General features: G+C 70.5%; 18 protein-coding genes and 1 pseudogene. 10 read left to right on the top strand and 9 right to left on the bottom strand.

What is annotated here, in order from left to right; all coding sequences use genetic code 11:
* Positions 1 to 306: 306 nt before the first annotated feature.
* The 7 genes from OG246_RS42675 to glgX all read right to left on the bottom strand — a co-directional run bounded on the left by OG246_RS42675 (position 307) and on the right by glgX (position 11767).
* Positions 307 to 2064 carry an ABC transporter ATP-binding protein gene (locus OG246_RS42675; RefSeq protein ID WP_266474863.1) on the bottom strand — a complete coding sequence of 586 codons (1758 nt, stop codon included), beginning with the start codon at positions 2062 to 2064 and terminating at the stop codon, positions 307 to 309.
* A complete protein-coding gene (locus OG246_RS42670) occupies positions 2061 to 3800 on the bottom strand; it encodes an ABC transporter ATP-binding protein (protein WP_266475079.1) in 1740 nt (579 codons plus the stop codon). The genes OG246_RS42675 and OG246_RS42670 overlap by 4 nt, the downstream gene beginning before the upstream one ends.
* Before the next feature lie 34 nt (positions 3801 to 3834).
* The gene (locus tag OG246_RS42665) at positions 3835 to 5718 is read right to left on the bottom strand and encodes an ABC transporter ATP-binding protein (protein WP_266474862.1); all 1884 of its coding nucleotides are present in this window, start codon (positions 5716 to 5718) and stop codon (positions 3835 to 3837) included.
* Entirely contained in the window at positions 5715 to 7616 is a 1902-nt protein-coding gene (locus OG246_RS42660; RefSeq protein ID WP_266474861.1) for an ABC transporter ATP-binding protein, read from the bottom strand. Before OG246_RS42660 ends, OG246_RS42665 begins: the two co-directional genes overlap by 4 nt.
* 128 nt (positions 7617 to 7744) lie before the next feature.
* Positions 7745 to 9157 carry a sulfatase gene (locus tag OG246_RS42655; RefSeq protein WP_266474860.1) on the bottom strand — a complete coding sequence of 471 codons (1413 nt, stop codon included), beginning with the start codon at positions 9155 to 9157 and terminating at the stop codon, positions 7745 to 7747.
* A gap of 93 nt (positions 9158 to 9250) precedes the next feature.
* A complete protein-coding gene (locus tag OG246_RS42945) occupies positions 9251 to 9346 on the bottom strand; it encodes a putative leader peptide (protein WP_353962481.1) in 96 nt (31 codons plus the stop codon).
* 165 nt (positions 9347 to 9511) lie between these two features.
* Entirely contained in the window at positions 9512 to 11767 is a 2256-nt protein-coding gene (glgX, locus tag OG246_RS42650) for a glycogen debranching protein GlgX (RefSeq protein WP_266474859.1), read from the bottom strand.
* A 151-nt stretch (positions 11768 to 11918) separates the two neighbouring features.
* On the opposite strand from glgX, the gene OG246_RS42645 reads away from it, so the two are divergent.
* The 7 genes from OG246_RS42645 (at position 11919) to OG246_RS42615 (ending at position 19366) form a co-directional block, all read left to right on the top strand.
* Positions 11919 to 13151 (top strand): Ig-like domain-containing protein, encoded by a 1233-nt coding sequence (locus OG246_RS42645; RefSeq protein ID WP_266474858.1) that lies wholly within the window; start codon positions 11919 to 11921, stop codon positions 13149 to 13151.
* Between the two features lie 180 nt (positions 13152 to 13331).
* Positions 13332 to 14582 (top strand): Ig-like domain-containing protein, encoded by a 1251-nt coding sequence (locus OG246_RS42640; protein WP_266474857.1) that lies wholly within the window; start codon positions 13332 to 13334, stop codon positions 14580 to 14582.
* 146 nt (positions 14583 to 14728) lie between these two features.
* Positions 14729 to 15496 carry an enoyl-CoA hydratase/isomerase family protein gene (locus OG246_RS42635; RefSeq protein ID WP_266474856.1) on the top strand — a complete coding sequence of 256 codons (768 nt, stop codon included), beginning with the start codon at positions 14729 to 14731 and terminating at the stop codon, positions 15494 to 15496.
* Between the two features lie 355 nt (positions 15497 to 15851).
* Positions 15852 to 16355, top strand: a complete 504-nt coding sequence (locus OG246_RS42630) for an ATP-binding protein (RefSeq protein WP_266474855.1) — start codon at positions 15852 to 15854, stop codon at positions 16353 to 16355.
* Between the two features lie 316 nt (positions 16356 to 16671).
* Positions 16672 to 17505, top strand: a complete 834-nt coding sequence (locus OG246_RS42625; RefSeq protein ID WP_266474853.1) for a polysaccharide deacetylase family protein — start codon at positions 16672 to 16674, stop codon at positions 17503 to 17505.
* Positions 17505 to 18689, top strand: a complete 1185-nt coding sequence (locus tag OG246_RS42620; RefSeq protein WP_266474852.1) for a YncE family protein — start codon at positions 17505 to 17507, stop codon at positions 18687 to 18689. The genes OG246_RS42625 and OG246_RS42620 overlap by 1 nt, the downstream gene beginning before the upstream one ends.
* A 77-nt stretch (positions 18690 to 18766) precedes the next feature.
* Complete coding sequence (locus OG246_RS42615) at positions 18767 to 19366, top strand: ADP-ribosyltransferase (RefSeq protein ID WP_266474851.1); 600 nt, start codon at positions 18767 to 18769, stop codon at positions 19364 to 19366.
* Between the two features lie 3 nt (positions 19367 to 19369).
* Here OG246_RS42615 and OG246_RS42610 read toward each other — a convergent pair whose 3' ends face one another.
* A complete protein-coding gene (locus OG246_RS42610) occupies positions 19370 to 20002 on the bottom strand; it encodes a GNAT family N-acetyltransferase (protein WP_266475078.1) in 633 nt (210 codons plus the stop codon).
* 57 nt (positions 20003 to 20059) lie between these two features.
* Between OG246_RS42610 and OG246_RS42605 the strand changes: the two are divergent.
* Both OG246_RS42605 and OG246_RS42600 read left to right on the top strand, forming a co-directional pair.
* Positions 20060 to 21006: pseudogene (locus tag OG246_RS42605) on the top strand (MerR family transcriptional regulator).
* A gap of 49 nt (positions 21007 to 21055) precedes the next feature.
* Positions 21056 to 21268: an EF-hand domain-containing protein gene (locus tag OG246_RS42600; protein ID WP_266475076.1), complete on the top strand. Its 213-nt coding sequence runs from the start codon at positions 21056 to 21058 to the stop codon at positions 21266 to 21268.
* A gap of 48 nt (positions 21269 to 21316) precedes the next feature.
* Here the strand turns inward: OG246_RS42600 and OG246_RS42595 are convergent, their stop codons facing one another.
* The gene (locus OG246_RS42595; RefSeq protein WP_266474850.1) at positions 21317 to 22261 is read right to left on the bottom strand and encodes an AraC family transcriptional regulator; all 945 of its coding nucleotides are present in this window, start codon (positions 22259 to 22261) and stop codon (positions 21317 to 21319) included.
* Positions 22262 to 22362: 101 nt separating this feature from the next.
* Here OG246_RS42595 and OG246_RS42590 point away from each other — a divergent pair, with 101 nt between their 5' ends.
* Entirely contained in the window at positions 22363 to 23358 is a 996-nt protein-coding gene (locus tag OG246_RS42590; RefSeq protein ID WP_266474849.1) for a zinc-dependent alcohol dehydrogenase family protein, read from the top strand.
* Positions 23359 to 23431: the final 73 nt, after the last annotated feature.

The raw sequence follows: 23431 nt of genomic DNA, 5'->3' as shown, positions 1-23431 counted from the left end.
GACGAAGGGTGACCGTCCGGGCAGAACAGGGCGGTACGCGGAACCATGTGCAGGTGCGGAGGTGTTGCGGCACGGCACAGCGATGTTGCTGGTGTTGCTGTGGGGTTGCTGTGAAGTAGCCGTGGGAAGAGTGGCAGTGGAATGCGCTGTCTGTCAGGAGCGCATCAAGAAGTTGGCCGGAAATCGTTCGTTGTCCGGGTGGTCATGTTCGGTATACGGAGGGTTGGTTGAGCCTTGCAGGCGCACGCTTCTCCTCACGCGGACGCGGGCCCGGGAACTCAACCGGCAGGCCTCGGTGGGCGGACCTCAGCCGGCGGGCCGCCCCTCGCCGTGCCACGAGTGCCACAGCGCCGCGTACGCGCCATCCGCCGCCACCAGGTCGTCGTGCGTGCCGAGTTCGGTGAGCCGGCCGTCCTCCATGACGGCCACCCGGTCCGCGTCGTGCGCGGTGTGCAGGCGGTGCGCGATGGCGATGACGGTGCGTCCCTCGAGTACGGCGGCCAGCGCGCGCTCCGTGTGGCGGGCGGTCGTCGGGTCGAGGAGCGCCGTGGCCTCGTCGAGGATGAGGGTGTGCGGGTCCGCCAGGACGACGCGGGCCAGGGCGAGTTGCTGGGCGCGCGAGCCGTCCGTGGGGTGTCCGGCCGGGCCCAGCTCGGTGTCCAGGCCGTCCGGCAGCTCCCCGGCCCAGTCGTCCGCGCCGACCGCCGCGAGCGCCGCCCACAACTCGGCGTCGGTGGCGGCCGGTTCGGCGATCAGCAGATTGTCGCGGACCGTGCCCAGGAACACGTGGTGCTCCTGGGTGACGAGGACGACCTGCCGCCGCAACTGCTCCGGATCGAGGCCGACGATCGGCACCCGGCCCACCGTCACCGAGCCCGAGCTCGGCGCGTCGACACCCGCGAGCAGCCTGCTCAGCGTGGTCTTCCCGGCGCCGGACGGGCCGACCACGGCCAGCCGCTCCCCGGGCCGCACGGTCAGGTCGACCCCGCGCAGCACCTCACCCCCGCGGTCGTACGAGTAGCGCACGTCCGTCACGTCGATCCGGTCGTCCACCGGGGCGGGCGAGCCGGCCGAAGAGGTGGCCCTCGGGGCTTGTGCGAGCCCCTCCACACGGGCGAAGGACGCGCTGCTGCTCTGCAACTGCTCGACCCGGTTCAGGATCGTGTCCAGCGGGTCGACGAGCTGCATCAGATACAGCGCCGCCGCGACCACCGCACCCAGGCTCATCGCACCCCGCGCGTGCAGCGCGCCCCCCGCAAGGAGCACGGCGACCACGGGGACGGCGTACGAGGTCTCCACCAGCGGGAAGAACACGTTGCGCAGGAACAGCGTCCGCATCCGGGTGCGGCGGAGTGTCTCGATCGCGTCCCGGCTCGCCAGAGTCCGGCGCCGCTGCAGTCCGAAGGCCTCGACGGTGCGGGCGCCCGAGGCGGTGGCCCCGAGGATCTCCGCCACCTCCGAGGTGGCGGCGCCCTCGGCGAGATAGGCGGTGCGCGCCCGGCGCAGATACCAGCGCGTGGCGAACCAGATGCCGACCAGGCCGAGGACCCCGCAGCCGCCGAGCAGCGGGTCAATGGCGAAGACCGCGCCGAGGATGAACAGCGACTGCACCGAGCAGATGAGCAGTTCGGGCAGGGCGTCGCGCAGGGTGGTGCCCACCATGGCGACGTCCGCGGTGCCGCGCGCCGTCAGATCGCCCGTGCCGGCCCGCTCCACCACCGAGGCGGGCAGCGCGAGCGCCCGCTCGACGAACTCCTCGCGCACCCGCGCCAGCGTCCGCTCCCCGAAACGGTGTCCCACATACCGGGCGGCCCGCGCCAGCAGCACCTGCGTCAGCGCGCACCCCAGGATGACGAGCGCCAGCCGGTCCACGACGCCCACCCCTGCCCCGCCCCGCACCTCGTCGATGATCCGGCCGAGCAGCCAGGGCCCGACCAGACCGGCCCCGGCGGCCAGCGCGTTGAGGGCGAGCACGACGGCGAAGGCCCGCCCGTCCGCCCTGATCAGCCGGACCGAGGCCCGGCGCACGTCGGCCTCCGCGGCGACCGGCAGCTGCCCGCTCATCGCACGGCCTCCTCGTTCTCTGCGTCCTCTGCGTCTTCTACGTCCGTGTCGCGGGCCACGAGCGCGCGGTACTCCGGCTCCCCGTCGAGGAGTTCGCGATGACTGCCGCTGGCCGCGACCTTGCCGTCCACCAGGTAGGACACGGTGTCCACCTGGTCGAGCATGAGCGGTGACGTGCTGGTCACCACCGTCGTACGGCCGCGGCGCGCAACCCGCAGCCGGGCGGCGACGGTCGCCTCGGTGTGGGCGTCGAGCGCGGAAGTGGGCTCGACGGCGAGCAGTACCTCGGGATCGGCGAGGAGCGCCCGCACCAGGCGTACGCGCTGCCGCTGGCCCCCGGAGAGACTGCGGCCCTGCGCGTCGACGGCCGAGTCGAGTCCGTCCGGCAGTCCGAGGACGATGTCGTCCGCGACGGCCGCGTGCACGGCCCGGGAGATGGCCTGTTCCTCGTGGTCGCGCCGGCCGGAGACCAGGTCGCGCAGGGTGCCCGCGAACAGATCGGCCTCGTTGTCCGCGACCAGAATCCGCTGCCGCACCTGGGACAGGTCGATCTCGTCCAGGCGTACGCCGCCCCAGGTCGCCGCCGACTCCGCGTACCGCCCGAGCCGGTCGACCACCGCGGCGGAGTCCGAAGGGCGGGCGCCGACCAGCGCGGTCAGCTTCCCCGGCGCCACCCGCACACCGGACTCCGGATCGAGGAGTGCCGACGGCTCCGCCGGGGCGTCCCGTGCGGCGCCGTCGGTGGCCAGCGGCTCCAGGGCCAGGAACCGTACGACGCGCCGGGCGGCCACCAGCCCCCGGCTGACCTGATAGCCGCACTCGATGAGGAACGCCACCGGCATCACGAGGACCGCGACATAGCCGTACACGGACACCAACTCGCCGATGGTGATGGACCCTTGAGCGGCCAGCCGGGCCGCCAGCCAGGTCACGACGGCGAGGAACACCGTCGGCAGCCCGAGCCCGAGCGACTGGATCCAGCTGGTCACCGCCCCGACCCGGTACCCCTGCGCCCGCAGCTCCTGCGAGTCGCGGCGGAAGGAGTCGGCGAACAGCCCTTTGCCGCCAAGCCCGTTGAGGACACGCAAGCCGCCTGCGAGGTCACCGATCCGGGCGGTCAGCACACCCTGCCGTTCGCGGTATTCGGTCTCCGCGCCCTGCAGCCGCCCCATCATCGGCCCGAGGAGCACGGTGATCACCGGCACGCCGAGCAGGATCACCACGGACAGCTGGACCGAGACCGACAGCAGCAGCGCGGCCACCACGCCGTAGGTGAGGACCCCGGCCACGCCGGGGCCGACGACGGTCAGCGAGGTGGCGATGGTCTGGACGTCGCCGACGCCGATCGTGACGACCTCACCGGCCCCCACCTGGCGCGACAGCGCGGCCCCCAGCCGGGTCGCCTGCCCCACCACGACCTTGACCGTACGGAAGTGGGCGTCCATCCGGACCTTGGTCATCGTGCGGTGCCGCAGGACGCCCAGGAAGGCGTTGAACACCCCCGCGCCCAGCATGGCCGCGGCCCAGCCCACCAGCGCCGCCTCGTCGCCCGGCTCCAGACCGTCGTCGATCGCGCGCGACAGCAGATACGGAGTCAGCGCGAGCAGCCCCATCCAGACGCTCGCCAGCAGTGCCCCCGCCACCGACCGGCCCGCCTGTCTGGTGCACAGCCACCACAGATACCGGCCGCCGCCACGGCAGTCGGGCGTGCCCGGGTCCTCGTACGCGTCGATCATCCGTTCCATCCTCTGACTCGAGCTTTCCGACGCGCTATACGAGGCTGTCCTGCCACGCCCGATGCAGATCGGCGAACTTGCCGCGGTCCGCGACGAGTTCGGCCGGAGTGCCGTCCTCGACGATGTGGCCGTGCTCCATCACAAGGACCCGGTCGGCGATCTCCACCGTCGACAGCCGGTGCGCGATGACCACCGCCGTACGGCCGCGCAGGACTGTCGACATGGCGCGCTGGACCGCCCGTTCGCCGGGGACGTCCAGGGAGCTGGTCGCCTCGTCGAGGATGAGGACCGCCGGGTCGGCGAGCAACGCCCGCGCGAAGGCGACCAGTTGGCGCTGGCCCGCCGAGATACGGCCGCCCCGTTTGCGTACGTCCGTGTCGTAGCCCTCGGGCAGGGAGCTGATGAAGTCGTGGGCGCCGATCGCCTTCGCGGCGCGCTCGATGTCCTCACGGGTCGCGTCTGGGCGGCCGATGGAGATGTTCTCGGCGACGGTGCCGGAGAACAGGAACGCCTCCTGGGTCACCATCACCACCCCGCGCCGCAGCTCCGGCACGGACAGCTCGCGCAGGTCGACGCCGTCGAGGAGGACCCGGCCGTCGGTGGGGTCGTAGAAGCGGGCCAGCAGCTTGGCGAGCGTCGACTTGCCCGCGCCCGTCGAGCCGACGACGGCCACCGTCTGCCCGGCCGGGACGGTGAGGTCGAAGGTGGGCAGGACCTCGCCGCCGGTGCGGTAGGCGAAGCGGACGCCGTCGAAGACGACCTCGCGGCCGGGGTGTTCGGAGGCGAGGGCGGGCAGCTGCTTCGGCGCGGCCGGCTCCGGCACTGAGGGGTCCTGGGCCAGCAGGCCCGCGATCTTCTCCAGCGAAGCCGCCGCGGACTGGTAGGAGTTGAGGAACATGCCCAGGCGGTCGATCGGGTCGTACAGGCGGCGCAGATACAGCACGGCGGCGGCCAGCACACCCAGCGCCAGCGAGTCCGTGACCACCCGGTGCGCGCCCCACAGCACGATCCCCGCGACGGCCGTGTTGGCGACCAGGCGGGAGCCGATGACATAGCGGGCCATCTCCAGGATGGCGTCGCCGTTCGTCCGCTCGTGGTGCCGGTTGAGCGTCCCGAACTCCGCGTCGTTGGTGGCCTCGCGGCGGAACGCGCGCACCGGGCGGATGCCGTTCATCGTCTCCGCGAACTTCACGATGACGGCGGCGATGGCGGTCGAGCGCATCGCGAAGATACGGCCGGCGCGGTGCTGGTAGAGGCGGATGAGCAGATACAGCGGCACGAAGGACGCGACCGCCACGGCGCCCAGACCGAGGTCGAGCCAGAGCAGCATCGCCGAGATGTAGACGAAGGACAGGATGACCGTGACGAGCTCCTGCAGGCCCTCGCTGAGGAGTTCACGCAGTGACTCGACGTCCGTCGTGGAACGGGAGATCAGCCGGCCCGAGGTGTAGCGCTCGTGGAAGTCGATGCTGAGCGCCTGCGCGTGCCGGAAGATACGGCCGCGCAGGTCGAGCAGCACGTCCTGGTTGACGCGGGCGGACGCGAGGATGAAGGCGTACTGGAGCGCGCCGGAGGCCACCGAGCAGAGCAGGTACGCGACCGCCACCGCGATCAGCGGGCCGTTGTCGTGGCTCCTGAACGCCGGTACGCCGCGGTCGATGGCGTACGCGACGAGCAGCGGGCCCGCCTGGACCGCGGCCTGCTGGAGCAGGAGCAGGACGGAGGTCAGGACCACGCGGGACCTGAGCGGGGCGAGCAGCGAGCGCAGTAGTGCGGCGGTCGCGCCCGGAGGCGTGGGGAGGGCGTCGCGGTCGAAGGGGTCCGTGTGCTGCGGGGGTTGTGGTGCGGGCGTGCCCTTGCCTTTGGCCTTGTCCCTGCCCTTGTCCTTGCCCGGCGCGGTCGTCGTGGGCGCCGTCATCGGTCGTCCTCCTCTGTGCCCTCTGTGCCCTCGGTGCCTGACATCAGGTGGGCGTACTCGGCGTTCGTGCGCAGTAGTTCGTGGTGGGTGCCCACCGCGGTGATGCGGCCGGCGGAGAGCAGGGCCACTCGGTCCGCGAGCAGGACCGTGGACGGGCGGTGCGCCACGATCAGGGCGGTCGTGTCCGCCAGTACGCGGCGCAGTGCCGCCTCTACCGCGGCCTCCGTGTGCACGTCCAGGGCCGACAAGGGGTCGTCGAGGACCAGGAAGCGGGGGCTGCCTACGACCGCTCTCGCCAGGGCGAGGCGCTGCCGCTGGCCGCCGGAGAGGCTCAGGCCCTGTTCGCCTACCTGGGTGTCCGTGCCGTGGGGCAGCGCGTGTGCGAAGTCCGCCTGCGCGACGGCTAGCGCCTGGTCCAACTCTGTTTCGCCCGCGCCGTCCTCGGCGCCCATGAGTACGTTCTCGCCGACGCTTGCCGAGAAGAGGGTGGGCTCCTCGAAGGCCATGGCTACGCGGGTGCGGAGTTCCTCGCGGGGGATTGCCGTGATGTCCTCGCCGTCCAGTGTGATGCGGCCGGACGTTACCTCGTGGAGGCGGGGGACCAGGGCGGTGAGGGTGGTTTTGCCGGTGCCTGTTGCTCCGACCAGCGCCATCGATTCGCCGGGGCGGATGTGCAGGTCGATGCGGTCGAGGATGGGTGGGGTGTTCTCGGGGGCGTCGGGGTAGCGGAAGCGGACGTTGTGGAACTGGAGTCCGCCGGGGCCTGTTGAATCTGCCGGCGGGGTGGGGGCTGGGCTTGGGGTGGGTGCGCTGCTCGGCGCTTGCGAGGTGCCGCTGTGCCCACCCGTGCCGCCCCTAGCGGCACGCATGCCCACAGCTATGACGGACTCCGGCTTCTCGTCCCTTACCTCGAAGTACCTTTCCGTCGCTGTTGCTGCCTCCTGGCTCATTGCCAGGAGGAAGCCGATGGAGTCGACCGGCCAGCGCAGGGCGAGGGCGGTGGAGAGGAAGGCGACCAGGGTGCCGGCGGAGAGGTGGCCGTCGGCTACCTGGATGGTGCCGAGGACGAGGGCGGTGCCGATGGCGAGTTCGGGGAGGGTGACGATGACGGCCCAGATGGAGGCGAGGAGGCGGGCCTTGGCGAGTTCCGTGCCGCGCAGGGTCCCGGACAGCTCGCGGAACGCGCGGGCCTGGCTGCGATGGCGCCCGAAGCCCTTGATGATGCGGATGCCGAGCACGCTCTCCTCGACGACCGTCGTCAGGTCGCCCACCTGGTCCTGCGCCCGCCGCGCCACCTTCGAGTACCGCCGCTCGAAGAGCCAGCAGACGAACATCACGGGGACCGCGGGAGCGAGCAGCACCAGCCCGAGCGTCCACTCCTGGGCCAGCATGATGGCCATGCCCGCGAGGATCGTCACGGAGTTGACCAACAGGAAGGTCAGCGGGAAGGCCAGGAACATGCGCACTAGCATCAGGTCCGTGGTGCCCCGGGACAGCAGCTGACCGGAGGCCCAGCGGTCGTGGAAGGCGACCGGCAGCCGCTGCAGGTGCCGGTACAGATCCGCCCGCATCGCCGCCTCGACACCCGCCAGGGGCCGTGCCACCAGCCACCGCCGCAGCCCGAACAGCAGCGCCTCCGCGAGCCCGAACAGCAGCAGATACAGCGCACCGAGCCACACCCCCGCGGAGTCCCGGTCGGCGACCGGCCCGTCCACCATCCACTTCAGCACGAGCGGAATCACCAGCCCCGTACAGGAGGCGAGCACCGCGACGAACGCGGCGGTGAACAGCCGCCCGCGCACCGGCCGGACGTACGGCCACAGCCGCAGCAGCGTGCGCACGGCCGACCGGCCACCGGTCTTCTCAGGGTCCTTGGTGGTTACAGGTGTTGTCGCCATCAGCACGGAGCCTACGGATCGGCACTGACAACGCCCACTGAGTTTTGGCCGTACCAGGATCGGCCGCTGGTCCTACGACCGGCCGATGGCGGCGGGCATCAGCGAGGCGACCGTGAAGGCCAAGCTGATCAGGAGGCGGGGTACGGCAGCAGGCCGGCCGCCGTCTTCTCCCAGGCGGCCTTGAGCTCCGCGAGCAACTCCGGCCGGTCCGCCGCGAGGTCGGCCTGCTCGCGGGAGTCCGCGGTGAGGTCGTACAGGTGGTCGACGCCGTCGGAGGCCTGGTGGTACTTCCAGTCCCCGCGCCGCAGCGCCCGGTTGCCCCGGACCCGCCAGAAGAGGTCGCGCTCGGCCACCTCCTCGCCGCGCAGCAGGTACCCGGCGAGGCTGGTGCCGTCCAGCGGGTACGCCGGGTCCGGCCGTGCCCCGCCCAGCTCCAGCAGGGTCGCCGTCCAGTCCGGTGAGAATGCCGGCTCGTGGCTGACCTGCTTGCCGTCGAGGCGGGCGGGCCACCGCACGATGGTCGGCACCCGGATACCGCCTTCGAGCAGCGAGGCCTTCTCTCCGCTGAGCGGCCAGTTGTACGAGAAGCGCTCGCCGCCGTTGTCACTGGCGAACAGCACCACCGTGTTCTCCTCCTGACCGGCCCGGCGCAGCGCGTTGAGCACCTCCCCGACGGCGGCGTCGAGGCTCTCCACCATCTGCGTGTACTTCTCGACCGAGCCGCCGTCGTTGTGGAGGAGCGCGGCGGTCACCTGCGCCTGGCTGCTCGCGGCCCGTATCTTCGCCGCGATCTCGGCGCCGGTCTCCGCGTCGTCCTCCGCGAGCCAGGGCCAGTGCGGGGTGGTGAAGTTGAGGTTGAGCAGCCACGGCTTGTCGTGCTCGCGGCTCACGTACTCCACGGCCCGCTCGGTCAGCACCTCCGTGTAGTAGCGCAGGTCCTTGTACTCCGCGTCACCCTCGTACAGGTCGTAGGCGCCGAGCTGCCCGAGCTTGGAGAAGTACTCCAGTACGCCCCCGAAGTTGCCGAAGAACTCGTCCCAGCCCGACTTGGTGGGCCCGTAGTCCGGCAGGAAGCCGCAGTGCCACTTGCCGATGAGCGCGGTCGCGTATCCCGCCTTCTTCAGCAGGGAGGCGAGAGTGGGATGGCTGGGGTCGAGCCCCTGGGTCCTGTTGGCGATGGGCTCGGCGAGACCGCCCTTCGTACGTCCCGGATAGCGCCCGGTGTACAGACTGAACCGGGTCGGCGAGCAGGTGGCCGACCCGGAGTACGCGTCGGTGAACCGCACCCCTTGCCGGGCCAGCCGGTCCAGGTTCGGCGTCTTGATGTGCGGTGCGCCGTACGAGGACAGGTCGGCCCAGCCGAGGTCGTCACCCAGGATGACGAGGAGGTTGGGACGCCGACCCGAACCGGAGGCGGCGGTCCTGGCCCGGAACGGGCGCTCGGCGGCGGCTGCTTCGGTGGCGGCGGCCGTACCGGCGACGGCGGTCACGGCACCGCCACCGATCAGACCACCGAAGACCCGACGGGATATTTCGGACATGCGGGTTCCTCAGAACAGACGTGTCCCACGACGGGACACGCAGAAAGGATTCAGGGGAATTAAGGAGAAAGGAGGGCAGCGGAGACCGCGGGCTCAGCGACAGATGGCGCTGGACTGCCGGCACAGATCGACGTGACGCCGCTCCACGAGCGCGACGAGCGCGCACGGGTGATCAGCGGGAATCCTCATGACGACGGACGTTGCCAGCGGTGAGGTTGAGCGTCAAGAAGCCGTCCAAGCGCTGGACAAGTCAGCCCGTCCGGCGTTTGAGGACGAGCGCGCAGCGCGACACGGGGGTCTGGGGGCGGAGCCCCCAGGAACGGGACGGGAAGGGGCGGAGGGGGCGAAAGAACATCACCCCACCACCCGCAGCAACAACACCGCCCGAGCCGGCACAGTAACCCCCGCCCCCGCCCGATGCACCACCCCGGGAGCCTCCGCCTGCGATTCCCGCGAGGTGTCCACCACCACCTCGTACCGCGAGGCCCACGGCGGCCCGGGCAGTACGAAACTCACCGGCCGGTCCCCGGCATGCAGCACGGCGAGAAAGCTGTCGTCCACGACAGGCACCCCCCGCGCGTCCCGCCCGGGAATGTCCCGCCCGGACAGATACATCCCCAGCGTCGCGGCCGGCGCGTACCAGTCCTGCTCGGTCATCTCCGTCCCCCGCGCGGTGAACCACGCCAGGTCCCGCAGCCCGTCCACGGAATGCGCCCGCCCGGAGAAGAACGCCCGCCTCCGCAGCACGGGATGCTCGTGCCGCAGCGCGATCAGTCGCGAGGTCAACTCGAACAGCGCCCGCCACCCGGGGTCGTCGAGATACGACCAGTCGACCCAGCTGATCTCGTTGTCCTGGCAGTACGCGTTGTTGCTCCCCCGCTGGGTCCGCCCGAACTCGTCCCCTGCGACCAGCATCGGCACCCCGGTCGACAGCAGCAGACTCGTCAGCAGGTTCCTCAACTGGCGCCGCCGCAGGGCCCGTACGCGCTCGTCGTCCGTCTCTCCCTCGGCCCCGCAGTTCCACGACCGGTTGTCGTCCGAGCCGTCCCGGTTCCCTTCCCCGTTCGCCTCGTTGTGCTTGCGCTCGTACGAGACGAGATCCCGGAGCGTGAACCCGTCGTGCGCGGTGACGAAGTTCACCGAGGCGTACGGACGCCGCCCGCCCCACGCGTAGAGGTCGCTCGACCCCGAAAGCCGGTATCCCAGATCCCGCACATCCGGCAGCGCCCCCCGCCAGAAGTCCCGTACGGCGTTGCGGTAGCGGTCGTTCCACTCCGTCCACAGAGGTGGGAAGGCCCCCACCTGATAGCCCCCGGACCCCACGTCCCAGGGCTCCGCGATCAGCTTCACCCGCCGCAGCACCGGGTCCTGCGCGATGACGGCCAGGAACGGCGACAGCATGTCGACGTCGTGCATCGACCGGGCCAGCGCGGCGGCCAGGTCGAAACGGAAGCCGTCCACCCCCATCTCCTGCACCCAGTACCGCAGCGAGTCCGTGATCAGCCGCAGTACATGCGGCTGCACCACGTGCAGGGTGTTCCCGCACCCCGTGTAGTCCGCGTACCGCCGGGCGTCGGACTGCAGCCGGTAGTACCCGCGGTTGTCGATACCGCGCAGGGACAGCATGGGCCCCAACTCGCCCGCCTCGGCGGTGTGGTTGTACACCACGTCGAGGATCACCTCGATACCGGCGGCGTGCAGCGCCCGTACCATCCGCTTGAACTCGCCGACCTGCTGACCGGTGGTGCCGGAGGCGGCGTATCCGGCATGCGGCGCGAAGTACCCGATGGAGTTGTAGCCCCAGTAGTTCTTGAGGCCCTTGCGCAGCAGATGGTCCTCGTGCGCGAACTGGTGCACCGGAAGCAGCTCCACGGCCGTCACCCCCAGCCGCACCAGATGGTCGATGGCGGCAGGGTGCGCCAACCCGGCGTAGGTGCCCCGGAGTTCCTGCGGGATCCCGGGGTGCAGACGGGTGAATCCCCGCACATGCAGTTCGTAGATCACCGAGTCGGCCCACGGGGTCTTGGGGCGGTGGTCGTCCGACCAGTCCTCGTCGTCATGGACGACGACACCCTTGGGGACGTACGGCGCCGAGTCCCGGTCGTCGCGCACGGTGTCCGCGACCTGCTGCTGGGGCCAGTCGCGGACGTGCCCGTACACCTCGGGCGGCAGGCTGAAGTCGCCGTCCACGGCACGGGCGTACGGGTCCAGGAGCAGTTTCGCCGGGTTCCAGCGGGCGCCGGTCCACGGGTCCCAGCGGCCGTGCACCCGGAAGCCGTAGCGGCGGCCCGGGAGCACGCCGGGCACGAAGCCGTGCCAGATCTCGTGGGTCAGCTCGGTCAGCGGGACCCGGATCTCGGCGCCCTCCTCGTCGAAGAGGCACAGCTCGACGGCCTCCGCGCCACCCGCCCACAGGGCGAAGTTGGTGCCCGTGACGCCGTCGGGGCCGACGCGGAAGCGCGCGCCCAGCGGGGTCGGGGCGCCAGGCCACACGGACACGGCGGGCGCCGCACGCGACGCGCCGTTCATCAGGGGGGCGGGCTGCGCGGGCAGCACGTCGCCCGCCGTACGCCCCTCCTGTACTGCCTCCTGCTCGGGTGCGCTCGACACCGGTCAGCCTCCTGCGGCTCGATGGAACGACGCGAAAAGGGCCGTTGGCGTCCCGGCCACCGCTCTCCGTCGAGTCGTTCTCCCCACTGTTCTGCCCAGCGCTTGGCTCGCACTCACGTTTCCCCAGAGAGGCGCAGTCGTTGGGCCCCTCGTGAAGCACGTACAGACACGCGCGCGGCGCGCAGGGGCCGCGCTGGCCGCCGTACTGACCTGGGCCGGCCTGCTGGCCGGAGCCTCCGGCTGCACCTCGAACGGGATGGACGAGGTGCTGGGCAAACCACCGTCGCCCGAGGACGTCATCCGCGTCTCGCCCGACGACCACAGCAAGGCCGTGGGCCCGGAGAAGTCGATCCGGGTACGGGTGTCCAGCGGGCGCCTGGAGTCAGTGCAGGTGGTCAAGGAGCAGGACGCGCAGGAGTCCCCGGTGCCGGGGAGCATCTCCGAGGACGGGTTGCGCTGGCGGCCCGACGACGAGCGGCTCGCCCTCGCCGCCCGGTACACCGTCGACGTGGTGGCCCTCGACGGGTACGGGCGGCGCTCGGCGCGGCACACGACGTTCACGACGTTCGTCCCCGACGAGCGGTTCATCGGATACGTCACCCCGGAGGACCGCTCCACCGTCGGCACCGGGATGATCGTCTCCCTCGAGTTCAACCGGGAGATCGAGAACCGGGCCGCCGTCGAGCGCGCGGTCAAGGTGGTCGCGGAGCCGGCGGTCGAGGTCCGCCCGCACTGGTTCGGCAAGGACCGCCTCGACTTCCGGCCCCAGAAGTACTGGAAGCCGGGGACGAAGGTCACGGTCACGCTGGGGCTGCGGGACGTCGAGGCGGCCCCGGGCGTGTACGGGCTGCAGTACAAGACCTTCTCGTTCACCGTCGGCCGCAGTCAGGTCAGTCTCGTGGACGCCGCCGACCACACCATGGAGGTACGTCGCGACGGCGAGCTCCTGGCCACCGTGCCGATCACCGCGGGCGCCCCCAAGAGCACGACGTACAACGGGAAGATGGTGGTCACCGAGATGCTCGAGGTGACCCGGATGAACGGCGCCACGGTCGGTTTCAAGAAGGCCAACGGCAAGGGCGAGTACGACATCCCGGACGTCCCCCACGCGATGCGCCTCACCAGCTCCGGGACCTTCCTGCACGGCAACTACTGGGCGGAGGGCGTCTTCGGCAGCACCAATGTCAGCCACGGCTGCGTGGGCCTCAGGGACGTGAAGGGCGGCAGCTCGGACACCCCGGCGGGCTGGTTCTTCGACCGCAGCCTCATCGGTGACGTCGTCGAGGTCGTCAACAGCAAAGACAAAAAGGTCGCTCCCGACAACGGGCTCGGCGGGTGGAACATGACCTGGAAGCAGTGGAAGGCGGGCGGCGCGGTGAAGTAGGGCGACAAAGGGGTACGCGCACGACGGGCCCCGGCTCGCCCACGCACGGCTGAAGTTGGGACTGAACAGTGACAGTCCCGGGGAGCCATCGCTTCAGGCCGTGTGATTAATTAGCGCGATGTGCGCGTGGGACGCGTTGGGGTGCGGGCCTGGACCAGGCCGTGCGAGGGGAGAACGAACTTGAACGGGCGACCGATATCGGGGCCGTCGGTTGGCGCGCGGACACGCGGAAGCAAGGGGATCCTGGCGCTGCTGCTGGGGGTGCTGTTGCTCGTCGTGACCGCGTGTGGCGGGGGAGGGGACTCGGATTCCGGGTCCGGGGACGGTAAGGGCAAGAGCACCGGGAGCTCGGAGACGGCGGACACCAAGGTCTCGGAGGCCGTCGTGTCCATCGTCCCGAAGGACGGTGCGGGCGGCGTGGCCACCAGCGGCGCCCTCAAGGTGACAGCGGCCAAGGGCAAGCTGACCGAGGTGACTGTCGAAGACACCAAGGGCAACGATGTCGAGGGCGAGATAACGGGCGGGGGCGCCACCTGGACGCCCTCGACGCACCTCGCCTCATCCACCAAGTACAAGGTCCACGCGGTGGCCAAGGACTCCGGCGGTCGTGAGGCCGCCGAGGAGTCCGCGTTCACCACGCTGACCCCGAAGAACACCTTCGTCGGCATCTTCACGCCGGAGGACGGTTCCAAGGTCGGCGTCGGAATGCCGTTCTCCGTCAACTTCACCCGGGGCATCACGCACCCCGAGGACGTCGAGAAGGCGATCACCATCAAGACCGAACCCGCGGTGGAAGTGGAAGGCCACTGGTTCGGCAACGACCGCCTCGACTTCCGTCCCGAGGAGTACTGGAAGCCCGGTACGAAGGTGACGGTGGAGCTCAACCTCGACGGTGTCGAGGGACGGCCCGGTGTCTACGGCGACCAGGCCAAGACCGTGTCCTTCACGATCGGCCGCAGCCAGGTCTCCACCGTCGACGTCAAGACCAAGACGATGACGGTCAAGCGCGACGGCAAGACCATCAAGACCATCCCGGTGACCACCGGCAAGCCCGGCTACGACACCTGGAACGGCCAGATGGTCATCACCGACCGCCTCGAAGTGACCCGGATGAACGGCGAGACGGTCGGCTACGCCGGCGAGTACGACATCAAGGACGTACCGCACGCCCAGCGCCTGACCACCTCCGGCACCTTCATCCACGGCAACTACTGGGGCGGCAGCGCCTTCGGCAACTACAACGCCAGTCACGGCTGCATCGGCCTGAAGGACGTCCGCGGCGGCTACGACGGCAAGGTGGCCGCGGCCTGGTTCTTCAACCAGTCGATGACCGGTGACGTGGTGGTCGTGAAGAACTCCAACGACCGGATCGTCGACCCGGACAACGGGCTCAACGGCTGGAACATGTCCTGGGAGAAGTGGAAGGCGTAGGTTCCTTCGGATGGTTCCTTCGGACCGGTAGTTCCGATGGTTCCTTCGGACCGGTAGTTCCTTTGGATCCTTCCGACGTACGGGCCCGGTGTGCTGTGACTCAGCACACCGGGCCCATTGTCGTTAACCGCCGCTAACCTGCTGCCATGACTGTGCATCTCGAAGTGGCCGATGGCGTCGGCACCATCCGTCTCGACCGTCCGCCCATGAACGCGCTGGACGTCGCCACACAGGACCGGCTCAAGGAGCTCGCCGAGGAGGCCACGGGCCGCGACGACGTGCGCGCGGTGGTGCTGTACGGCGGGGAGAAGGTGTTCGCGGCGGGCGCGGACATCAAGGAGATGCAGGCCATGGACCACGCGGCGATGGTCGTACGGTCCCGGGCGCTGCAGGACTCCTTCACCGCCGTCGCCCGTATCCCCAAGCCGGTCGTCGCGGCGGTCACCGGTTACGCGCTGGGCGGGGGCTGCGAGTTGGCGCTGTGCGCGGACTACCGCATCGCCGGCGAGAACGCGAAGCTCGGGCAGCCGGAGATCCTGCTCGGTGTGATCCCCGGCGCGGGCGGCACCCAGCGGCTGTCCCGGCTGATCGGCCCCTCGCGGGCGAAGGACCTCATCTTCACCGGGCGCATGGTGAAGGCCGACGAGGCGCTGTCCCTCGGCCTCGTGGACCGGGTCGTACCCACCGAGGAGGTGTACGCCCAGGCGCACGCGTGGGCCGCGAAGCTGGCGCAGGGACCCGCGATCGCGCTGCGTGCCGCGAAGGAGTCCATCGACGCGGGTCTTGAGACCGACATCGAGACCGGGCTCGCGATCGAACGGAACTGGTTCGCCGGGCTGTTCGCGACGGAGGACCGGGAGCGGGGGATGCGGAGCTTCGTGGAGGAGGGGCCGGGGAAGGCGAAGTTCCGCTGACTCCCGCGGCTCGGATGCACTGAGTCCGACACCTCGGGTTCACTGAATCCCGCACCCGAGTTGGTTGAATCTCACACCACAAGTTCCGCTGATCCACTTGCAGTTGACGCGATGTCTTACCCGGCGTCCCCCGAAGGGCTGGTTTATGCGAGCCTTAAGGCAACCTTAAGGCTGCCTTGTCGGGGGAGGCCGGGGATTGCCCTGCGGTGGGCTGTTCTGGCAGGTCAGACGGGCTCTGGTGAGCGCCGAACTGCCTGTGGCATATGCCGATCGGATGCTGCGGAACAGGGGGTTCCGGGGGGCGTATTCCTTCGGAACGGCCCCGAAGGGCGCTTTGGGCGGCCATGATGGGGTCATGGCGGGGCTGGAGGGTATCGAACCGCCGCGGCGGCACGGGGGTGCGACCGCGGCGCGCTGGACGCCTGCGGTCGAGGACGAACAGGCGCTCAAGGCGCTGGAGTTGTTCGGCAATCCGACCGAGGCGGAGGTGCCCTTACCTTCCCGCCCGGAGTCCGCGGCCACCGCGCGGCGGCTCACCCAGGTCGTGGTCCTGCGGCACTGGGGCCTCTCGCCGAAGATGACGGAAGACGCCGTGTTACTGGTCTCCGAACTCGTCGGCAACGCCGTACGGCACACCGGCGCCCGCGTCTTCGGGCTCCGGATGCGCCGCCGCCGGGGGTGGATCCGCATCGAGGTCCGCGACCCCTCACGCGGCCTTCCCTGTCTTATGCCGGTCCAGGAAATGGACCTGAGCGGCCGCGGCCTCTTCCTCGTCGACAAACTCTCCGACCGCTGGGGCGTCGACCTCCTCCCCCGCGGCAAGACCACCTGGTTCGAAATGCGCGTCGCCGACCGCTGATCCCCGCCCTGCCCCGCTCACGCAGAAACCCCGGCCGCTCAACGGCCGGGGCTTCCGGAGGCGCCGCGGAACTATTTGGGGTGTGAACCACGGCACCGGCGACAACCAACGCCCGGGTCAATGGGTGGAGGTCGCACCGCTGACTATCTCAGACGCCGTTGAGTGATCCAAAAGGCGGTGGGGGCTGGTTACGGCACGGGGTGTTGCCGCTTGCGGGGCGGTGACGTGGAGTTTCTGGGCATCCCCAGGCATCCCCGCCCCCGCGACCCGCCCCCCAATAGGTGCAATCGCCCTTTTTGTGGGCAACTCCCCTTAAATGGTGCGGGTGACCACGCCCGATCACCCCCCTCAGCCGCCCCCCGAAGGAATCGCCGCGCGTGCCGCGCCCCATCGGCGGGCGGTGTTGCGTTCGGGGGGCGCGTTCGCGGCCGGGGCCTTCGTCGCCGGGTGTTCCGCGAGCGGGGCCGTCGCGCACCCGGTCGCCCGCGCTCGCAGCAGCGGCGCACCCCCTGCCGCCCCCGCCGCACCCGCGCCGCGCCGGTTCCCGGACCAGCCCGTGGAGATCGCCCACGGACCCCGCACCCGGCCCCAAGTCGCCCTCACCTTCCACGGCCAGGGCGATCCCGCCATCACCAGGGCGGTCCTCGGCGAGGCGGAGAAGGGCGGGGCCCACATCACCGTGCTCGCCGTGGGGAGCTGGCTCGACGAGCACCCCGATCTGGCGCGCCGCATCCTCGACGGGGGCCACGACCTCGGCAACCACACCCTCCGGCACCTCGACATCAACGCGATGACGGAGACGGAGGCGGACGCTGAGATCCGGGGCTGTGCGGAGCGGCTGCGCAGGCTGACCGGGTCCATCGGCAGCTGGTTCAGACCGTCGCGTACCGCCCGCGCCTCCCCGCTCGTCGAACGCCTCGCCCGCGGCGCGGGCTACCCGCACGTCCTCTCCTACGACGTCGACTCGCTCGACTTCACCTCGCCGGGCGCCCCCGCCGTCACTCGCAAGATCACCGGCGAGATCCGCAACGGATCCGTGGTGAGCCTGCACTTCGGGTACGCGGACACCGTCGCCGCGCTGCCCGCCGTCCTGGAAGAACTGAACCGTCGCGGCCTGCGCGCGGTCACCACCACGGAGCTGCTGAGCTGATGCACCCGAACCTCACGAAGCGCGCCCTGGTCGCGGGCGCGGTCCTCGCCGCCCTGGCCGCCTGCGGCACCGAGCCCAAGGATCACGCGAACGAAGCGCTCGGCACCAAGGGCGTGCAGCAGCCGGCCCAGCCCACGAAGCCGCCGGCCGCCAGGGGCCTGCCCGGCATGCCCCCCGTGCTCGACCCGACGGACGTCTACGCGGCCGACCGTGCGGGCAAACTCTCCCCGGTGGTCAAGGACTTCCCGTCCCGCGTCTACGTCCCCAACACCGAGTCCGACACCGTCTCGGTCATCGACCCCAAGACGTACAAGGTCGTCGAGACCCTCCATGTCGGCCGCCAGCCCCAACACGTCGTCCCCTCCTGGGACATGAAGACGCTCTGGGTCAACAACAACCGCGGCCACACGCTCACCCCCATCGACCCGAAGACGGGGAAGGTGGGCAAGGAGGTCGAGGTGCACGACCCGTACAACCTCTACTTCACGCCCAACGGCAAGTACTCCATCGTCATGGCCTCCCTCGACCGCGAGCTGGTCTTCCGCGACGCCCACACCATGAAGCGCGTCAAGACCGAACCGGTCAGCTGCTACGGCGTCAACCACGCCGACTTCTCGGCCGACGGCCGCTACTTCATCGTCTCCTGCGAGTTCAGCGGCGAACTGCTCAAGGTCGACACCGAGAAGATGAAGGTGATCGGTCAGCAGAAGCTCCCGTTCGACGGCGCGATGCCGCAGGACGTGAAGATCTCGCCGGACGGCAAGAAGTTCTACATCGCCGACATGATGGCCGACGGCATCTGGGTCCTGGACGGCGACAAGTTCACCGAGCCCAAGCTCCTGCGCACCGGCAAGGGCTGCCACGGCCTGTACGTCAGCCGCGACTCGCGCGAGATGTACATCTCCAACCGGGGCGAGGGCTCCATCTCCATCTTCGACTTCACCCTGAACAAGCTGACCAAGAAGTGGCGCCTGCCCGACGGCGGCAGCCCCGACATGGGCGGCGTCTCGGCCGACGGCAAGGTCCTGTGGCTGTCCGGGCGCTACGACGCCGAGGTGTACGCCATCGACACCCGCACCGGCATCCAGCTCGCCCGCATCAAGGTCGGCAGCGGCCCGCACGGCCTCGCCGTGTACCCGCAGCCGGGCCGCTACTCGCTCGGCCACACCGGCATCTTCCGCTGACCACAGACCAGTTGGGACACGCCTCGTACGAGTGACGGTCCCCGGCCCGCCGCCGCAGAACCGAGATGGTGATCACCATGATCACAACTCGCCTGCGGCGGCGGGCCGCTGCCGTCGTCCTGTCCCTGGCCGCCGTCTTCGCGACCTCCGCCGCCACCGTCCCCGCGTCCACCCCGGCCAAGGCCGCCGCCCCCGCCTGCCCCCAGTTCGCCGACCCGGTCGAGGCCGCCGCCGACCACCGCGTGGACGTCGACCGCATCACCCCGCAGCCCGTCTGGCGCAAGACCTGCGACACGCTCTACCGCAGTGACGGCCGAGGCCCCGCGGCCGTCTTCGAGCAGGGCTTCTACCCGAAGGACGTCCTCACCGGCCAGTACGACATCGAGAGTTACGTCCTCGTCAACCAGCCCTCCCCGTACGTCTCCACGAGCTACGACCACGACCTCTACAAGACGTGGTGGAAGAGCGGCTACAACTACTACATCGACGCGCCCGGCGGCGTCGACGTCAACAAGACCATCGGCGACACCCACAAGTGGGCCGACCAGGTCGAGGTCGCCTTCCCCGGCGGCATCGCGCGCCAGTACATCATCGGTGTCTGTCCGGTCGACAAGAAGACCAAGACCGAGATCATGAGCGACTGCGAGAGCAACCCGTACTACGAGCCCTGGCACTGACGCCTATCGGGCGATGAGCAGCGCCTCCGAGCCCACGATCCGGTAGCCGGCCGCCTGGAACGTCCGCATGCTGCGGGCGTTCCCCGGCGCGACCTGGGCCCACAGCGGCTCCGTGACGAGATGCCGGGCGGCGGTCACCAGCAGCCGGCCCAGCCCCCGGTGCCGTACCTCCTCGTCCACCTCGACGGAGACCTCGAGGCGGCCGGCGATGCCGCGCCCCATCACCAGCACGCCGCCCTCCGCGGTCCACGCGCGCACGTCGTCGCGCCGCCTGCGGGCGTACACGATCCGCGGATGTCCGCCGTCCGTGATCTCCTTCAGCGGGAGCGGCGGCTCGCCGGGCAGGGGAGAACCCACCAGCATCGCGTCGATCGTTTCGGACGTACGCCCCGTCCGCTCCAGCAAGGCCGTCAGGAACCGCGCGTTCATCGGCGCCGCGAGGGCGTCGCACTCCACGGCGGCCAGGGTGTCGTACACCCACTGCGGATCCTCGTCCGTGAAGACCACCGCGTGCGCGGTGAAGGCGAGCACACCCGCGTCCCGGTGGGACGCCTGCGCCACGACGGTCGTACGGCCGTCCGCAGGCGGGAGGACACCGCGCCCCGCAGCTTCGAGAATGTCCCGAAGAGTCTCCACCACCGTGCTCCCGCGCTCCTTGAGTCTCCACCCACTGGAAGGCCCACACTCGCAGACATGATCGACGACGGCACCGGACTTTTCACCATCGGAGAGCTGGCCAGGGCCACCGGACTGACCGTGCGCACCATCCGGTACTGGTCGGACGAGGGCGTCCTCACCCCGGTGACCCGCTCCGCCGGCGGCTACCGCCTCTACGACGCCGAGTCCGTCGCCCGCCTGGAACTGATCCACACCCTGCGCGAGCTGGGCCTCGGCCTGGACGACGTACGCAAGGTGCTGGCGGGCGAGATGACGGTCGCGGAGGTCGCGGCGGCGCACGTGGCGGCGCTGGACGCGCAGATCCTCCCCCAGTGCCTTAAGGGCCTGGGAGGTGCCCCCAGCTGAAGGTGACCCGTGCGGTGCTGTCGACCGTGGCGCGACGCGGTTCGACCGCAGAGGAGATGACACTCATGAACAAGCTGGCGCGGCTGTCGGCAGCCGAGCGGAAGCGGATCATGGAGGAGTTCGTGGACGAGCTGTTCCACGGGCTCGACTATGTGGACCCGGGCATCGAGGAGCGGATGCGTTCCATCTCGGTGGGCCTGCCGGACGATCCGACCCCCGAGCAGGTGGACGCCTGGGTGGAGCTGGCCGAGATGGTCCAGGACCCCGAGTTCCGGGCGCAGATGCGGAACGTCTTCGACTTCAACTCGGCGGACTACAACCGCGGTGCCGCCGCCGGGCGGGCCACGTGGTTCCCCATGCGCCTGCTCCAGCTGGGGGCGGACGCCCGCAAGCGGGGAATCGCCCCCGAGTCGCCGGAGGCGGAGGCGATCGTGCGGGAGGTACTGGGGGGCGGCGACCTGACCGTCGTACTCGAACGCATGGAGTCGGCGTCCAACGACCGGCTCGCCCGGTACCGGGAGTTGCTGTCCACGCTGAAGGGCGGGAGCCCCGCCGGCGCGCACCGTGAGGAGTTCGCCTGGGTGGTCGCCGCACTGCGTGCTCGGGTGGCCGGTTAATCTGACCTCCGTATACATGGCAGGAATGCACTACGAAGGGGCGGATCCGGTGGCGGACATCGAGGAAGCACGCAAGGCGTTCGAGCGGATCGACACGGACGGGGACGGGTTCATCACGCCCGCCGAGTTCAAGACCGCCCTCGCCCAGGGCGGGGACTGGAACGTCACCGAGTCGGTCGCGGAGGCCCTGATCGCCAACCGCGACCTCAACGGTGACAAGCTCCTGTCGTTCGACGAGTTCTGGGCCCACCTCAACAAGTGAGCCGAGCGGAGAGGGGCGCCCACCGGTGATCCGGTGGGCGCCCCTCGGTCATGCGGTGCGCGTGGTGCCCTGGGAGGTCCCCTTGCGGTACTGCCCCGGCGCCACCCCGTACTCCCTCTTGAAGGCCTTGGCGAAGGCGAACTCCGAGGTGTAGCCGGTGCGTTGGGCTATCAGGCGGAGCGGCATGTCCTCGGCTCGAAGGAGGCGGCCCGCGGTGGTCATGCGCCACCAGGTGAGGTAGGTGAGCGGGGGCTCGCCCACCAGGGTGGCGAAGCGGCGTGCGAAGGCGGCGCGGGAGAGGCCGCCGCGGGTGCCGAGCTCCTCGACCGTCCAGGGGTGGGACGGGTCGCCGTGGATGGCGCGCAGGGCCGCCGCGACACCGGGGTCGGCGAGGGCCGCGGACCAGCCCGTCGGATGACCCTGCCCATGGCGCTCGCGCTGCCACCAGGCGCGCAGGATGTACAGCAGCAGCGTGTCGAGGAGCGACGTCACGATGGTGTCGGAGCCCGGCTGGGGCTCCTCCAGCTCCACGCCGAGGAGCTCGACCGCCGCCCGCAGCGAGCGGTGCGCGCCGACCCGGGCAGGGAGGTGGACCACCTCGGGCAGCTCCGTGAGCAGGGGGTGGGCGCGGGCCCGGTCCAGCCAGTACGCGCCGCACAGCAGCACCGTGGGCGTTGCCTTCGACGACCCCTGTACGGGCGGGAGTTCGGGCCAGGTGGTGCCCGGATCCAGTCGTACCTCCTCCAGCGGTACGTCGACGGCGCCGGCCAGCGCGTGCCCGCGGCCGTGGGCGAGGAACACCACGTCACCCGGGCCCAGCGCCACCGGGTCGCCGTCCGAGGGGATCAGCCACGCCGACCCCTGGAGCACCACGTGGAAACCCGCCCCGGCCGAGGCCTCGAAACGTATGCCCCAGGGCGCGTACTTGTCCTGGCGCGCGGAGTGCGGGCGCCCGGTGCGCATCGCCGCGATGGCGTCGCTGAGTACGTCCATGCCCGTACGGTAGCGCGTGGTCTTCCGGGCGAGACGTTCGGACATGAAAGGGAGACCGGCAGGCATGGATCGTCGACCGGCCGCCTCATAGCGTCGCCCGTATGACATCAACCACCGCACGTACGGTGCTCTTTCACGAACTCGGCGGCCCGGACGTCCTGAAGACCGAGGACGTCGAGATTCCCGCGCCTGGCCCCGGTCAAGTCCGCGTGCACGTCGAGGCGTTGGGCCTCAATCGTGCCGAGGCCCTTTTCCGTGCAGGGACTTACTACTACCAGCCGACCCTTCCCGCCTCCCGCAACGGCTACGAGGCGGCGGGCACGGTCGAGTCGGTCGGCGAAGGGGTGACCGCCTTAGCCCCCGGCGACCTCGTGATGGCGGCGGGCAACTTCGAACTGAGCGCTCACGGGGTCTACGGCGAACTGGTGCTGCTGGACGAGAGTTCCGTCGTACCCCGGCCCGCCGGAGTCGACGCGGTCACCGCGGCGGCCTCCTGGGTCACGTACTCGACCTCGTACGGCGCCCTGGTCCGGACTGCCGGCATGGCACCCGGCGACCAGGTGCTGATCACGGGCGCGTCCAGCGGAGTCGGCACCGCGGCCCTCCAGGTGGCCCGCCGCTCCGGCGCGGTCCCGATCGCCACCACCCGCACCGAGGCCAAGCGGCAGCGCCTCCTCGACCTGGGCGCGGAGCACGTCATCGTCACCGAGCAGGAGGACGTGGTGAAGGAGGCCAAGCGGCTGACCGGCGGGCGGGGCGTCGACATCGTCTTCGACGCGATCGGCGGCCCCGGCTTCCGCGCCCTGGGCGACGCCGCCGTACCGGGCGGCACGCTGGTCCTCTACGGCTTTCTCGACCGGCGCCCCGCCGAGCTGTCCTGGAACTGGCCTCTGACCGTCCACGGCTACGCCAACCCGGACGTCACCAGGAGCGCCGAGGGCCGCCACCGCGCCTCCCACTACCTCAACTCGGGCCTGACCGACGGCCCCCTGCGTCCGGTCGTCGCCGAGGTCTTCGACGGCCTCGACCGCATCGGGGACGCCCACCGCCTGATGGAGAGGAACACGCACACCGGCAAGATCGTGGTGAGGCCCTGACGCGAGCCACCCGTTCGCCGTATGCGAGCGGAATAGCGGTTCCGGATCTGGGGTTGATGATCCATATCGGGCG

It is taken from the genome of Streptomyces sp. NBC_00620, from assembly GCF_026341825.1.
Classification (GTDB): Bacteria; Actinomycetota; Actinomycetes; order Streptomycetales; family Streptomycetaceae; genus Streptomyces.
The sequence above is the reverse complement of the archived record's forward strand: the minus strand, read 5'-3'. Positions and strand labels throughout refer to the sequence as shown.

Bases quoted from the DNA above. Each gene is read 5' to 3' on its own strand.
- OG246_RS42675 (WP_266474863.1), bottom strand. From the start codon at position 2,064: ATGAGCGGGCAGCTGCCGGTCGCCGCGGAGGCCGACGTGCGCCGGGCC.
- OG246_RS42670 (WP_266475079.1), bottom strand. From the start codon at position 3,800: ATGATCGACGCGTACGAGGACCCGGGCACGCCCGACTGCCGTGGCGGC.
- OG246_RS42665 (WP_266474862.1), bottom strand. From the start codon at position 5,718: ATGACGGCGCCCACGACGACCGCGCCGGGCAAGGACAAGGGCAGGGAC.
- OG246_RS42660 (WP_266474861.1), bottom strand. From the start codon at position 7,616: ATGGCGACAACACCTGTAACCACCAAGGACCCTGAGAAGACCGGTGGC.
- OG246_RS42655 (WP_266474860.1), bottom strand. From the start codon at position 9,157: ATGTCCGAAATATCCCGTCGGGTCTTCGGTGGTCTGATCGGTGGCGGT.
- OG246_RS42945 (WP_353962481.1), bottom strand. From the start codon at position 9,346: ATGAGGATTCCCGCTGATCACCCGTGCGCGCTCGTCGCGCTCGTGGAG.
- OG246_RS42635 (WP_266474856.1), top strand. From the start codon at position 14,729: ATGACTGTGCATCTCGAAGTGGCCGATGGCGTCGGCACCATCCGTCTC.
- OG246_RS42630 (WP_266474855.1), top strand. From the start codon at position 15,852: ATGGCGGGGCTGGAGGGTATCGAACCGCCGCGGCGGCACGGGGGTGCG.
- OG246_RS42625 (WP_266474853.1), top strand. From the start codon at position 16,672: ATGGTGCGGGTGACCACGCCCGATCACCCCCCTCAGCCGCCCCCCGAA.
- OG246_RS42620 (WP_266474852.1), top strand. From the start codon at position 17,505: ATGCACCCGAACCTCACGAAGCGCGCCCTGGTCGCGGGCGCGGTCCTC.
- OG246_RS42615 (WP_266474851.1), top strand. From the start codon at position 18,767: ATGATCACAACTCGCCTGCGGCGGCGGGCCGCTGCCGTCGTCCTGTCC.
- OG246_RS42595 (WP_266474850.1), bottom strand. From the start codon at position 22,261: ATGGACGTACTCAGCGACGCCATCGCGGCGATGCGCACCGGGCGCCCG.
- OG246_RS42590 (WP_266474849.1), top strand. From the start codon at position 22,363: ATGACATCAACCACCGCACGTACGGTGCTCTTTCACGAACTCGGCGGC.